The organism is Drouetiella sp., assembly GCF_059504425.1.
Genome location: NZ_JCACIN010000115.1, coordinates 46,693 through 60,445, shown reverse-complemented (window position 1 = coordinate 60,445; position 13,753 = coordinate 46,693). Strand labels below are relative to the sequence as shown.

General features: G+C 51.4%; 11 protein-coding genes. 6 read left to right on the top strand and 5 right to left on the bottom strand.

Features of this window, described 5'->3' with window-relative positions; genetic code table 11:
- Positions 1-33: 33 nt before the first annotated feature.
- Positions 34-1,638: an NAD(P)H-quinone oxidoreductase subunit 4 gene (locus AC5JMP_RS25965; protein ID WP_495854401.1), complete on the bottom strand. Its 1,605-nt coding sequence runs from the start codon at positions 1,636-1,638 to the stop codon at positions 34-36.
- Between the two features lie 727 nt (positions 1,639-2,365).
- Here AC5JMP_RS25965 and AC5JMP_RS25960 point away from each other — a divergent pair.
- Entirely contained in the window at positions 2,366-3,838 is a 1,473-nt protein-coding gene (locus tag AC5JMP_RS25960; protein WP_495854456.1) for a RecQ family ATP-dependent DNA helicase, read from the top strand.
- Between the two features lies 1 nt (position 3,839).
- Here AC5JMP_RS25960 and AC5JMP_RS25955 read toward each other — a convergent pair whose 3' ends face one another.
- The 3 genes from AC5JMP_RS25955 to clpS all read right to left on the bottom strand — a co-directional run bounded on the left by AC5JMP_RS25955 (position 3,840) and on the right by clpS (position 5,886).
- The gene (locus tag AC5JMP_RS25955; RefSeq protein WP_495854400.1) at positions 3,840-4,442 is read right to left on the bottom strand and encodes a DUF3611 family protein; all 603 of its coding nucleotides are present in this window, start codon (positions 4,440-4,442) and stop codon (positions 3,840-3,842) included.
- 204 nt (positions 4,443-4,646) lie between these two features.
- Positions 4,647-5,525 (bottom strand): CPBP family intramembrane glutamic endopeptidase, encoded by an 879-nt coding sequence (locus AC5JMP_RS25950; protein WP_495854399.1) that lies wholly within the window; start codon positions 5,523-5,525, stop codon positions 4,647-4,649.
- A 73-nt stretch (positions 5,526-5,598) separates the two neighbouring features.
- Positions 5,599-5,886, bottom strand: a complete 288-nt coding sequence (gene clpS / locus AC5JMP_RS25945) for an ATP-dependent Clp protease adapter ClpS (RefSeq protein ID WP_495854398.1) — start codon at positions 5,884-5,886, stop codon at positions 5,599-5,601.
- A 509-nt stretch (positions 5,887-6,395) separates the two neighbouring features.
- On the opposite strand from clpS, the gene AC5JMP_RS25940 reads away from it, so the two are divergent.
- The 4 genes from AC5JMP_RS25940 (at position 6,396) to AC5JMP_RS25925 (ending at position 12,102) form a co-directional block, all read left to right on the top strand.
- Positions 6,396-8,060, top strand: coding sequence for a calcium-binding protein (locus tag AC5JMP_RS25940; RefSeq protein ID WP_495854397.1), 1,665 nt, complete (start codon positions 6,396-6,398; stop codon positions 8,058-8,060).
- A gap of 134 nt (positions 8,061-8,194) precedes the next feature.
- Positions 8,195-9,598, top strand: coding sequence for a folate/biopterin family MFS transporter (locus AC5JMP_RS25935; RefSeq protein ID WP_495854396.1), 1,404 nt, complete (start codon positions 8,195-8,197; stop codon positions 9,596-9,598).
- Between the two features lie 59 nt (positions 9,599-9,657).
- The gene (locus AC5JMP_RS25930) at positions 9,658-11,130 is read left to right on the top strand and encodes a carotenoid oxygenase family protein (protein WP_495854395.1); all 1,473 of its coding nucleotides are present in this window, start codon (positions 9,658-9,660) and stop codon (positions 11,128-11,130) included.
- A 27-nt stretch (positions 11,131-11,157) separates the two neighbouring features.
- On the top strand, positions 11,158-12,102 hold the full coding sequence (locus AC5JMP_RS25925) for a cobalamin-binding protein (protein WP_495854394.1): 945 nt from the start codon (positions 11,158-11,160) through the stop codon (positions 12,100-12,102).
- Here the strand turns inward: AC5JMP_RS25925 and AC5JMP_RS25920 are convergent.
- On the bottom strand, positions 12,086-12,880 hold the full coding sequence (locus AC5JMP_RS25920) for a pentapeptide repeat-containing protein (RefSeq protein ID WP_495854393.1): 795 nt from the start codon (positions 12,878-12,880) through the stop codon (positions 12,086-12,088). The two genes, AC5JMP_RS25925 and AC5JMP_RS25920, sit on opposite strands and share 17 nt — an antisense overlap.
- A 239-nt stretch (positions 12,881-13,119) precedes the next feature.
- On the opposite strand from AC5JMP_RS25920, the gene AC5JMP_RS25915 reads away from it, so the two are divergent.
- Complete coding sequence (locus AC5JMP_RS25915; protein ID WP_495854392.1) at positions 13,120-13,683, top strand: 2'-5' RNA ligase family protein; 564 nt, start codon at positions 13,120-13,122, stop codon at positions 13,681-13,683.
- The last annotated feature ends 70 nt before the right edge of the window (positions 13,684-13,753 follow it).

The following is a 13,753-nucleotide window of genomic DNA, read 5'->3' as shown; positions in this document are numbered from 1 at the left end:
AAATTCAAATAGATCCAGCTCACTCAAGGGGCGTTAGTCTACCGCACTAATCAAATTTCTTACATCTGCCCCGATCGCCGGGGAGGCAATCACAGAGCGCTTGAACTGATCCAGCGGCTGCTCTGCCAGCACGGGCAGCACTTGACGCACCTGAGCGGCAACCTCGACCGTTTTAGCATCATAGGTTTGGGTTGCTAGCTTGGGATAGACACCGATACCAATGATGGGAATCAGCAGGCAGAGGGCAATAAACGCTTCCCGTGGGTTAGCATCGGTCAGCGTCAGATTGGACAATGCAGCATTTTCTTCGCCGTAGAAAACGGTTCGCAGCATTGAGAGCAGATAAATCGAAGAGAGAATTACGCCCACTGCCGCCAAGGAGACGATCGCCACCTTGAAGGTTGTGCTGTAGGCATCGCTAGTGGCGAAGCCCAGGAACACAGAAATTTCGCTAACAAAACCACTCATGCCAGGTAGCGCCAGAGAAGCCATTGACCCTGCGGTAAACAGCGCAAACACGGTCGGCATTTGTTTTGCCATGCCGCCCATCTCGTCCATCATCAGCGTGTGAGTGCGATCGTAGGCAACACCCGCCAGGAAGAACAGCGTTGCGGCAATTAGGCCATGGGAAACCATTTGCAATACTGCACCGCTCAAACCCAGCTCCGTAAAGGCAGAGATGCCAATCAGCACAAAACCCATGTGGGCGATCGAGGAGTAAGCCAGTCGCCGCTTCAAGTTCGTTTGAGCAAATGCCGTCAGAGAGGCATAGACAACGCTCACTGCACCCAAAACCGCTAAGACGGGAGCGAAATAAACATGAGCGTTAGACAGCATCTCAATATTGATACGAATGAGTGCATAGCCACCCATCTTTAGCAGCACACCCGCCAAAATCATCGACACGGGTGCAGGAGCTTCACTGTGGGCGTCGGGCAACCAGGTGTGGAACGGGAAGATAGGCAGCTTGACGCCAAAGGCAATCAGGAATGCAGCATACATCAGCAGCTCGAAGGAAAGGGAGTAGTCCTTCATTCCCAATTCCTGCATGTTAAACGTAACCGTATCGCCGTAGAACGCCATTGCCAGAGCTGCTACCAAGATAAACACTGAGGCGATCGCCGTGTACAGAATAAACTTGGTTGCCGCGTACTGTCTGCGCTGTCCGCCCCAAGTGGCAATCAGCAGATAAACCGGAACCAGCTCTAGCTCCCAGAGAATGAAAAACAGCAGCAGGTCTTGTGCCAGAAATACCCCAATCTGAGCGCTGTACATCGTCAGCATCAGAAAGTAGAACAGGCGAGGTCTGTAGGTGATTTTCCAGGAGGCGAAGATCGCCAGCGTCGTCACCAATCCTGACAGAATCACGAGCGGCATCGAAAGACCATCGACCGCCAAAGACCAGTTCAGCCCAATTTGCGGAATCCAGGCATAGTTCTCAACCAGTTGGAAGTCGGCATCGCCTAGTGTGTAGTGCTTCCAAAAGGTGTAGATAATGAGGGCAAACTCTGTTAAACCTACTCCCAGCGCATAGGAGCGAACCGTCTTTCCATACTTGTCCGGCAGGATGGGAATCGCCAAAGATGCCAGTAGTGGAAAGAGGACGAGAACCGTAAGCCAAGGAAACTGTGCAGTCATAGTGGGAGCCTACCCAATAAAGTTTGGTTGATGTAGAGAGTTCAGTCTGCTGAGCGAGATGCTTGAGAAGCAGTGCCCTGTAGAAGAGGTGTACCCACCTTGAAGAGGAGGTCAGATGCTGAACATTCTCGGACTTGTTTGAACACATGCTTGAGTCAAGCAAGATGCGAACAAAGTGCGACGTCGCTAAACCTGTTAATCGGGCAGTAGTCTGAGGGCAATGAGTCCTGAGGCTAGAAATCCTGAGATCAGGCGTGACCTTTGCACCTATTCCACAAAATAATCAGTTAGGGACAAATCAAGCCATGGCTTGAGATCGATAGCTGATGTGTCGGTAGGAAAATGTACCTAGTTATTTGTGCTCTACTAGCATACCCCCAATGTTAAGTTAAATAAACTTACATTGAGATAATCTGTTGTTTTTTAGCCAACATTTCACAACATGAAGTGTGGCTTACCTCCTAGACATGGATGTTTCAGGCGATTCGATACTTTATTGACCTCACGATCGCTGTAACTTCCGTCACAAAAGTAGTCATAAATTGAAAGTCTGAACCATCAGCTTTTGCAAAATTTCGTTACAATGCGTATCCCTTCAGCCTACGAAGGTAGCGAGCGAGATTCCGGACACATTTCGCAATATACTTTTGTGGCCGTTCAGGTGAGCCCTGTGCTGCCCGGTCAAATCCTGGGCATCTTAAGTGCAGTGCTTTGCAATGAATCAGGGATGCATCTGCCCTTTCCTAAACAACCTGTAGATTGGTATACCGTTCGTCAGCGCTTCAAAGAAATCTGGGGTTATGAGGATTTTCGATCGCCTCAAGGTGAGATTATCCAAGCGCTGCTAAGCCATCAAGATGCCCTGGTAATCATGCCGACGGGCGGCGGCAAGTCCATTTGCTTTCAGCTTCCCGCTTTGTTGAGTCAAGGACTTACCCTTGTGGTTTCGCCCCTAGTTGCCCTAATGGAGAATCAGGTGCAGGAGCTAAAGCAGCGCCGTTTTTCCGCTGCGCTGCTGCATAGCGAATTGTCTAGCCGCGATCGCAAGCAAACCCTCTGGGCGATCGAGCATCAAAAGCTGCGGTTGCTTTACCTTTCTCCAGAAACGCTGCTGAGCGCCCCTGTTTGGGAGCGGCTGATCCGACCGGAAGTGCAGATTAATGGGCTAATCCTCGATGAGGCGCATTGTCTAGTGCAGTGGGGGGACACATTCCGTCCGGCATATCGGCGGCTGGGGGCAGTGCGATCGGCGCTGCTGCAAGCCAAACCCGGAGGCAGAATGGCGATCGCCGCCTTCACCGCTACTGCCGATCCTGATGCCCAGCAAACGATTCGACAAGTTTTGCAGCTGCAAAAGCCGCAAATTTTTCTACAAAGTCCCTACCGAGCTAATCTAGATCTGTCTGTGCAGGTTGCCTGGACTCCCAGAGATCGACGGCAAAAGCTTTTGCGGTTTATTCAATGGGGCGATCGCCAGTCGGGATTAGTCTATGTCCGCACCCGTCGCGATGGCGAAGAGCTTGCCGTTTGGCTAAGGCAGCAGGGGTTTCAGACCGCAGCCTATCATGCCGGACTCAGTCCAGCAGAGCGTCGCCAAATGGAATCCGCCTGGATCGCCGGAACCCTGCAATTTGTCGTTTGCACAAGCGCCTTCGGCATGGGGATCGATAAGCCAAACGTCCGGTGGGTTGTGCATTTTCATGCGCCGCTGCTGCTGTCAGAATATGTGCAGGAGGTCGGGAGAGGTGGTCGAGACGGCAAGCGATCGCAGGCCCTTACCCTGATTAGTGAACCCACGGGATGGCTCGATTCTGCTGACAAACAGCGCCAGCAGTTCTTCCAAAATCAGACGCACAAACAGCAGCAAACCGCCCAAAAGCTTATGCGGCAGCTTCCCGATCGAGGAGAAATTAGTGCCGTGACGCGACAGTTCAAAGATAGTGCGATCGCCCTGTCTCTACTCCACAGTACCGGACAGCTAGAGTGGGAAGATCCATTTCATTACCGGATCGATCGCGCTGTCAAATCACAGGTCTTAAATCAATCTCAAGCCACGCAGCAGATGGCAAAATATCTGACGATTAAAGAATGCCGCTGGAGTTTTCTGCTTCAAGCCTTTGGCTTTGCCCAAGAGGCGGAAGACTTGAAGATCAAAGGGTGTCAGCACTGCGATCGCTGTCGCACCAAAAGCCGAAGTTAACCTACTGGCGATTCATGCATTGCAGCAGCCATAGCGTGGCGATCAGCCCCACAAAGTGCGCCATGATGGTGTTGGTATTGGACTGCACCAAGAAAATATCCAGCGGCGTGATGAAGCGAAGAGAATTACCGGAGAATACGGCAAAGCCCTGGGAGAAGGATTTGCCCACCAGAGAACCAACGATCGCCTGAGCGCCAAAGATAGTGAGCAGCATCCCAATTAAATTGATGAACAGACCTATGCGCAAAGATTGCACCAAATCTTTCGGCTTAGGGCGAGTCTGGGAGTCAGGTGTTTTTAGCTTGCGAGAGAGGCGCGTGTAGCGGAAAGCCCAAAAAGCACCCACAAAAAGGCATAGCAGCCCCAGGATAGCCAGCACCAGTCCGATCCCCGTTTCTGCACTGGCAATTGGAGTCTGCCCCGGAACCTGTGTTCCGCCCGCCGAATTAACGCCCAACCCAGAAGCCGCAAACAGCAAAACGAGCGCCGAGACAAACGCCAGAATAATTTGCACCCAAAAACTCGCCCAACCTGTAAGCCAAAAAGCTCCGGCAACGCGCTTGACGGCAGCAGGGACAGAATAGGATTCCGATCGATTGGTCATAATTTTTGCCAAAAGAACTTAAGGAACAGAATGCTGCGAATGTGCCCAAGCGTACCATAGCAGAATCGTTGTGCTCATACCAGTAGATTTGCGCGAGTGGGCGTTCCTAACTTTAAGGTACGAATTTTTTGAAAGGGCGCTTTGTAACCCTTTCAAAAAATTTATGCCCACAGTGCCCGCGCATGAAGTTGCGCCAGCATCCCATCAGGAAGACTGTTTCCAGGCGCTAGGGTGCGATCGCCTGCCCATGTAGACCGCTAGCCCTGCCAGAAATAGAAGTCCAGCCCCCCCGGCTAGAGGATTCTTATCAATTCCAGTTAGCCATTCTGGCACTCGCCCTGAATATTGGGCAAGTTGTCCGACATTGACAATGTAGTATCCCCAAATCAATCCGGCATGAAGCCCCAAGGGCAAACCCAATCGCCCCTGATGAACAGCACTCACGGGCTGCGCTTGCCTCCGAGTCGATCGCTTTGCCCAAACTAAAGTCAAGCCCAGCAGCAGCAGCCCCGGAAACTGAGGAAAAGTTCGGAATGCCTCTGACAATGGCTTAATGAAATGCAGTAAAGCAAACAGCAAGCTGCTGCCCCACAGAGAAATTTTGTCTCCATAATCTCGCTGTAGCTCATCCAGAATCCATCCTCGAAACACTAGCTCTTCGGCAAACCCAGTGCCTAATCCGATCGCCAAACCCTCCAGAATGGTTTTGAGCAACAGAACTGAGGGCGAAATCTGCCAATTGAGCCAGCCCAGCCGCTCCTGAATGCTAAATAGACCCAGAAGACTGAACAGACCGATCGCCATCCCCTGCAACAGCTCTTTACCATTTTGGCGAGTGGCAATTAGCCCATAGGTATTGAAGATGCGGCGATCGCGGTAGAGCCATTTGCCCCAGCGCCCAATCAGCAGCAGAAATCCCACAAACAGCAGCGGCATTGTGGTTAAAGTCACCGTGTTGGGATCTTTAACCCAGAAAGCGATGGGAGCGGCGATCGGCAGCCAGCAAGCCACCAGGACAGCCAGTAGACCCATAATGCGGATGGGTGCAGGATAGCAGGCTAGATTGGCAAGTAGGGATTTCAAATTACGGTCTCAAATAACAATCTTCACCAGCTGCCCCAAAGAAATTGCCCAAGACTGTGAGAGGGTTTCCGGGCTAATCTTCAGGTTCGATCGTGCTAATCAAACCGTGATTTTTTAACATTTCACAGTAGAACTCGGCGTGTTCTTGCTCACAGGTAATGACTAAAGCAATGCCGTTGGTATGTGCTTCCATCATAATACTGACTGCCTGGGGCATGGTGAGGCTACTGACGCTTTTCATCAGAGCCTGTACTACATGCTCCATAGAGTTAAAGTCGTCGTTGTGAAGCAACACCTTATAACGGGGCGCATGTTTGCGAACGGTTGACGTTGACTGTTGTTGAATTGTTTCGACTGCCACAGGTCTATCCTCTTTGTAGACTTCAGACTAAGTAAACTTCAGAACCAAGTAAACTTCAGAACCAAGTAGACTTCAGACTGATTGACGAAGGTTGCGGTTAAATACCACCTTCGCGGACGTGTACTTAAGAATCTTCTTCAGCCCTAAAGATACCGTCCTAAGCCTATTGTTACAAAAACTTACAGAGTTGTAATATCTAATTCAGCATTTGCTCACGAGATCTTGAACCGGGATGAAGCTGATTAAACTAGCTTCACCCGATCGAATTCAGAAACGACTAGGTTTCGCGTCGATCGCGGGTGTCTCTAAAAAACTCTCTCAAAAAATCAGAGTGGTTATGACATATGTAGGCTATTGAAAAATTTGCTCAGCAGTATTACATTTAGCGCTACGTGAGTGATAAGCCCGCGTGGTTTTATCCGTATAAAGCGTTAAATTTGCCTCAAAGACAGTTCTACCTCTACCTGTAGCGTAATTCAGTCATGGTGCCATGATAGGAAAAAAATTATATGACCGTTCAACCGACTGGCTCTGAGTTTAGCGCTAACACAATCACGGTTAACAATCAGGAACATCCAGAAATTGCTTTCAGCTCTTCAGGTGAATTTGCGATCGTCTGGCAAAGCCAAAGCCAGAGCGGAGATTTAGACATATACCAGCGTTTGTACCGATCGGATGGAGGAAGTTTAAGTTCAGAATTTAGGGTCAATCAGGCTGCAAACAGTCAAACTGACCCCGCTGTGGCGATCGATGGGCTGGGGAACTCTGTGGTCGTTTGGGCAAGCACCACCCAGGATGGCAGCACGAATGTATATGCTCAGCGGATTAGCTCAACGGGGCAGCGCATTGGCGGAGAAATTTTAGTCAATTCCTCAACGGCTGGCAATCAGACCGTTCCGACCGTAGCGATGGATTTGAGCGGCAGCTTCGTTGTCACCTGGACAAGCAACGGTCAGCCTAATGCAAGCACAAAGGGTAAAGACAACAGCGGTACAGGAGTCTATGCTCAGCGCTTTACGGCTAACGGTAGGGCGATCGATCGAGAATTCCGCGTTAATTCCGTTACAAGTGGTGATCAGGCAAACTCGACGATCGCTATGAACTCTTCGGGCAACTTTGTGATTGTCTGGGAGAGTAGTGGGCAGGATGACGGCAAGGGCATTTACGCTCAAATATACGAAAGCAATGGTCGGCGCGTCGGCTCTGAGTTTCAGGTTAACAGCACGGCAACGGGAAACCAAGATCAGCCGACGGTAGGCATTGATGCAGCCGGAAATTTTGTGATTGCCTGGAGGAGCCAGGATAGCGATAATTCAGGAATTTATGCGCAAAGGTATAGCGCCAACGGCAATTCGCGAGGTCGAGAGTTTCAGGTCAATTCCACAAGCGGCGGCACTCAAACCACGCCATCGCTCGGTATGGATGCAGAAGGAGGATTTATAATCACCTGGGCAAGTAATGGACAGGGCAGCGGATTTGATATCTATGCTCAGCGTTACAACCTGGATGGAAAGCGCTCTGGCAGCGAGTTTCGGATTAACAGAATTCAAAATAACGCCCAAACCGATCCGGCGATCGGCATGGCAGCAAATGGCGATTTTGTGGTGGGTTGGGTCACGAACAGTCAGAGAGCCGACACCGATATTGCTGCTCAGCGCTACGTGGCGGCTGTGCCACCCCCCCCAGGAACTATTGAAGGTACCAGAGAAAACGACAGGCTGCGGGGCGCTTCAATGAATGAAAAGATTTACGGCTATGGTGGCAATGATACCCTCCAGGGCTACGGCGGCAACGACTGGCTGTTGGGAGGCAATGACAGCGATCGTCTATCTGGCGGTGCTGGCAACGATACGCTAATGGGAGGAGCCGATCGCGATGGGTTAGAGGGCGGTAGCGGTAACGACATCTTGTATGGAGACGGCGGCAGAGATACGCTAACAGGTGGTGGCGGCAATGATATTTTTGTCATTGGGCAAGCCTCTGGAGGAGACGTGATCAAAGACTTCAAGAGCAAAAGCGATCTCCTGAAACTATCTGAGCAGCTACAGTTTAGCGATTTGAGAGTTACTCAAAGTAGTGGCAATACACTCGTTAAAGTGGGCAACGATGTCATTGCGGTACTGGAAGGAATTAATTCCACCACCATCACGTCAGCGGATTTTACTAGAGCCTAGTGCTAGAGCCTAGGGCCAACTCTATAGCCCTCTCAAACTAGATACTCCCAAACTGGACAGAAGGATGCAGAACGCTATCATAGTAGGCAGCGTGATATTTCTTAACGATTCTGTTGGAATCCTTATCTTACTGAATGACAATTTCACTGCCTGGTTCTAATAAGCTCAAGCCATTTTTGACGGAAAAGCTGTTCTTTGGTAACGAGCCAACCCCTGAACTCATTGCCATCTTAATGGTCTACTTTGTTCAGGGCGTTGTGGGACTCGCGCGTCTAGCCGTCAGCTTTTTCCTAAAAGATGAATTGGGGCTGGGTCCAGTGCAGGTTTCGGCTCTAATGGGCATTGCAGCGTTGCCCTGGATGGTGAAGCCGCTGTTTGGGTTCATCTCGGATGGTCTACCGCTGTTTGGCTATCGCCGTCGTCCTTACTTAATCCTGTCGGGCTTTCTGGGAGCTGGGGCTTGGGTGGCAATGGCGACCGTAGTTCATACGCCCTGGGCTGCGACTTTGGCGATCGCCCTTGGCTCCCTCTCCGTAGCGCTGAGCGATGTGATCGTGGATTCGCTGGTGGTGGAACGGGCGCGCAGCGAAGAGGTGAAGGATGCCGGATCGCTGCAATCTCTTACCTGGGGCGCTTCTGCATTAGGCGGGTTGCTGACTGCCTACTTCAGTGGGTTCTTGCTAGAGCACTTCACCAACCGTGCAGTGTTTGGCGTTACGGCAGTTTTTCCCCTCATCGTTTCAGGGGTGGCATGGCTGATTGCCGAGTCGCGCGTGACGGAAGCCAGCAACTGGTCGGCCATTTGGGATCAGGTGAAGCAGCTTAAGGGAGCCATTACACAGAAATCAATCTGGATGCCAACCGCATTCATCTTTCTATGGCAGGCAACTCCGACCGCAGATTCAGCTTTCTTTTTCTTCACCACCAACGAGCTGGGATTTCAGCCTGAGTTTTTGGGAAGGGTTCGGCTGGTCACGAGCTTAGCGGCATTGCTCGGCATTTGGGTGTTCCAGCGTTTTCTCAAGGGCATTCCCATGCGGGTGATGTTTGGCTGGAGTACGGTAATCTCTGCGGCGCTGGGGATGACGATGCTGCTGCTGGTCACTCATACCAATCGGGCGATCGGCATTGACGATCACTGGTTTAGCCTAGGCGATAGCATCGTGTTGACGGTGATGGGTCAAATTGCCTTTATGCCTGTTCTAATTTTGGCAGCGCGGCTTTGTCCTCCTGGCGTTGAGGCGACGCTATTTGCGCTGCTGATGTCTATTTATAACCTGGCAGGATTTCTTTCCTACGAGCTAGGAGCTTGGCTGATGCATGGGTTGGGCATCAATGAGTCAAATTTTGACAAGCTATGGTTTTTGGTAGTGATCACCAATCTGACCACGCTGCTGCCGTTGCCACTTCTGAGCTGGCTACCTGCGCAGGAAGGGTCATCTCAGCACTCTACCACCGTAGTACCTCTGGAGGTTCTACCGCTAGAGGGGGTGGTTGCTCTTGCAGACTCAGAGCTAGTTACAGAAATCGGCAAGTAGCAGCATTTCTTCAAAACCACAAATAAATCACCGATACCATAAGGCATCTATAGGCACCTATGCAGATTCAGCTTGAGCAAGACTACTCCGCCTCTTACGACCTGCAAGAGTGGCAAAAGGGATATCGATCGCTGCTTGAAGAACGCGACTATTGGATCGATGAAATTGAGGGACAGGTTCCTGCTGAGCTAAGCGGCACATTGTTTCGTAATGGCCCTGGTTTGCTAGATATCAATGGTCATCCCTTCCATCACCCGTTTGATGGTGATGGCATGGTCTGTGCCTTCACTTTTGGCGAGGGGCGCGTCCATTTCCGCAATCGATTTGTGCGAACTCAGGCATTTGTCGAAGAAGAGAAAGCTGGCAAAATCCTCTACCGCGGCGTATTTGGCACTCAGAAATCGGGGGGCTGGCTGGCAAATGCCTTCGATCTAAAGCTCAAAAATATTGCCAATACCAACATTCTCTACTGGGGCGAGAAGCTGCTGGCACTGTGGGAAGCGGCTGAACCCCATCGGCTCGATCCGGCAACTCTAGAAACGATCGGTCTGGAGTACCTAGATGGCGTATTGAAGACGGGTTCTGCGTTTGCGGCACATCCTCGGATTGATCCCAACTGCGATGGCGAACCTCGCCTGGTTAACTTTGCCATCAAGCCGGGACTCTCGACCAGCATCACCCTCTACGAGTTCAATCCTTCTGGCAAGCTGGTGCAGCAGCAGACTCATTCTGTGCCAGGGTTTGCCTTCATGCATGATTTTGCAATTACGCCCAACTACTGTGTTTTCTTCCAGGCACCCATGAGCTTTAACCCGCTACCCTTTTTGCTGGGGATGAAAGGCGCGGGTCAGTGTCTCAAGATTCAGCCTAATAAGCCAACTCAGGTGATCATTATTCCTAGACATGGCTCAGCGCCAATACAGATTATTCCTGTGGATGCTGGGTTTGTCTTCCACCACGCCAACGCTTTCGAACAAGAGGGTCTACTCTGCGTTGACTCCATTTGCTATGCCGATTTCCCGACGATCGATCCCGCTCAGGACTATCGAGAGGTCAAGTTTTCGGCTCTGGCTCCTGGTCAGCTCTGGCGCTTCCGATTTGACCTAAAAACTCAAACCGTTGAGCGAGCGTTAATTGAAAGCCGCTGTTGCGAGTTTCCGGTCGTGCATCCCGATCGCGTCGGTCGTCCCTATCGCTATGCCTACATGGGCGCGGCAGATGCGGCAACGGGCAACGCGCCCCTGCAAGCTGTGCTAAAAATTGATGTTGGCACAGGCGATCGCCAGCTCTGGAGTGCTGCCCCGCACGGCTTTGCGGGTGAACCCATCTTTGTGCCGCGCCCCAACGGACAGGCGGAAGATGACGGGTGGCTGCTGACGCTGATTTTTAACGGCGAATTGGAGCGATCGCAGCTGGTCATCCACGATGCCCGCGACATCCGCAAACCTCTGGCAAAGCTATCCCTTAAGCACCATGTGCCCTACGGACTGCACGGCAGCTTTACTCCTGAGCGCTTTCTAGCGATCGCGTAGAGTACAGGGTTCCTCCAAAGACAACATATGCCTCCCTTGCCTCCACCTAGAATTGTTTCCCTGATTCCTAGCGCCACAGAGATTGTGGCGGCTCTGGGTCTGGCTGATTGCTTGGTGGGTCGATCGCACGAATGCGATTATCCGCCTTCGGTGGTGAGTTTGCCGATTTGTACAGAACCCAAGTTTGATCCAGAAGGGACAAGCGCTGAAATTCACGATCGTGTCACTGATCTGCTGCAATCGGCGTTGAGCGTTTATCGTGTCAAAACTGAGGTTTTAGAGCAGCTTCAGCCTACCCATATTTTGACGCAAGCCCAATGTGAGGTCTGCGCCGTGAGTTTGGGAGAGGTTGAGCAGGCAGTCGATTGCCTGACCCATAGCCAACCTCAGATTATTTCGCTTCAGCCGAATGTCTTGGCAGATCTGTGGACAGATATTGAACAGGTTGCTGCCGCGCTGGGCGTTGAAAGCCAGCCTGTAATTGACTTCCTTCAGCAGCGAGTCGAAACCTGTGCCCAAGGTTCAAGCCTGATAGCCGATCGCCCCAGAGTCGCCTGTATCGAATGGATTGAGCCTCTGATGGCTGCCGGAAACTGGATTCCAGAACTGGTCGAGCTAGCAGGGGGACGATCGCTGTTTGGTGAGGTGGGTCAGCATTCACCCTGGCTTCAGTGGGAGGCGCTGACGATTGCCAATCCAGACCTCATTATTCTCATGCCCTGCGGATTTGATTTGACGCGGACAACCCAAGAGGCGCGATCGCTGCCTACCCATCCAGAATGGGCGAATTTGTCAGCCGTAAAGACTGGACAGGTCTACGTAACGGATGGCAATCAATATTTCAATCGTCCGGGTACCCGGCTGGTGGACTCTCTGGAAATCTTGGCAGAGATTTTGCACCCCGATCGCTTTAATTTTGGTTACGAAGGCTCAGGCTGGAGGCGCGTCAGAGAATTCAAAGACCCGGCGTGACAAATTGCAGTAACAGGCTGGCGATCGACCCTAGGAAGCCCAGGAAGCTACCGCCGCCGCCCCCGACCCGTTCGCGGCGCTTCTGCTTATCTTCTGCCTCTTGCATGGCCACCATGCCCTCGGTGAACTGAGTGGAGATTTGCAGCCCCTGACTGTTGCCCTGTGCCGTGTAGATCTCCTCAGCCGCCTGAGCGTCTGCCATTGCCCCAGGGCGATCGCCCAATCGAAACCGCGCCACCCCTCTAGCCAGAATGGCATGGGCAAAGTCAGGCTGCTGACTCAAAGCCTGATTATAGTTATTAATGGCATCCCGAAAATTACCGCGCTCTGCTTCCGCCAATCCCCAGGCATAGAGGCGATCGGGTGTGGCAATTTCTGTGGGCAAGCCCACGGCTCCCATCAAATTGGCTGAAGTAAGATTGGTTTCTGTCCAGGTTGCGCCTGTCACAGTTGCTCCCCGCAGGTCTGCTCCGCTCAAATCTGCTCCGCTTAGGTCTGCCCCGCTCAAGTTGGCGTTAAATAAAACCGCTCCCGATAGATTTGCCCCCCGCAGATTTGCGCTGCTCAAATTAATTCGGCTGAGATTTGCCTGACTCAGATTAGCTTTACTCAAGTCTGCACCTGACAGATTGGCATAGGTCAGCCCTGCGCCGCTCAAATCACAGCTTTCGCAGCGTTTGGTGCTCATCAGCTGCTGAGTATGCTGGATGTTTTCAGCCTTTACGGGTGTTGCCAGACAAAGTGACAGAGCCAGAAGTGAGAAGATACGGGGTTTCATAGGTCACAACCATGAGGTCAGAAGAGAGTTACAGTTTTGTAGAGATAAACTAGAAAAAAGAATAAAGCTCTATATATAGTGCCCTAAATCCTTGATTGTGGATTTATGACTCTACTGATGTTTTCCCTGTTGGTATTCTGCCCAAGCAATATTGAAGAACTTTACCCTCTATCATTCATTATGATTTCAGCTTGACATTTCAATATCTTGGTACTTCCATATCTTGACATTTCAATATTATGGCTTCAGTCGCTCCAGATGAGGCGCGTTTTTTCATTGCGTTGATTCCACCTATTGAGATTCAGAATTATGCCAACAGCGTGATTCAGGAGCTGGGCGATCGCTATCACACGCGCACCTCTCCATCGCCCCCACACATTACCCTACAGGCTCCTTTTCTCTGGCAAATGACAAATCTCTCGCGGCTAGAAAGCTGCCTCAGCCAGTTTACCCAAAACCAATCTGCCGTCCCGGTCAAGCTCAGCGGCTTTGGCAGCTTTGCGCCGCGAGTGCTGTATATCAACGTGCTCAAAACTCCCGAACTGTTGGCGCTGCAAGCTCGCCTCATGGCACAGCTTGAAACCCATGGCATTTTCGATCCAATTGTCCAGCACCGAGCTTTTTCGCCCCATATCACCCTTGCCTCCCGCAATCTGACTCTGGCTACGTTTCAGCAAGCCTGGTCTGAGCTACAGCTACGGCAGGTGGAATTTGAATATGTGAGCGATCGCCTTACTCTGTTGCTCCATGACGGTCAGCGTTGGCAAATTCGATCGCAGTTCTTAATGAATGCCCGTTTTTGATGCCAGTACAACTGCCCGCGAGTTTCAAGGGCGAACTAATTGATAAAAGATGGCTATATTGACTAACCTT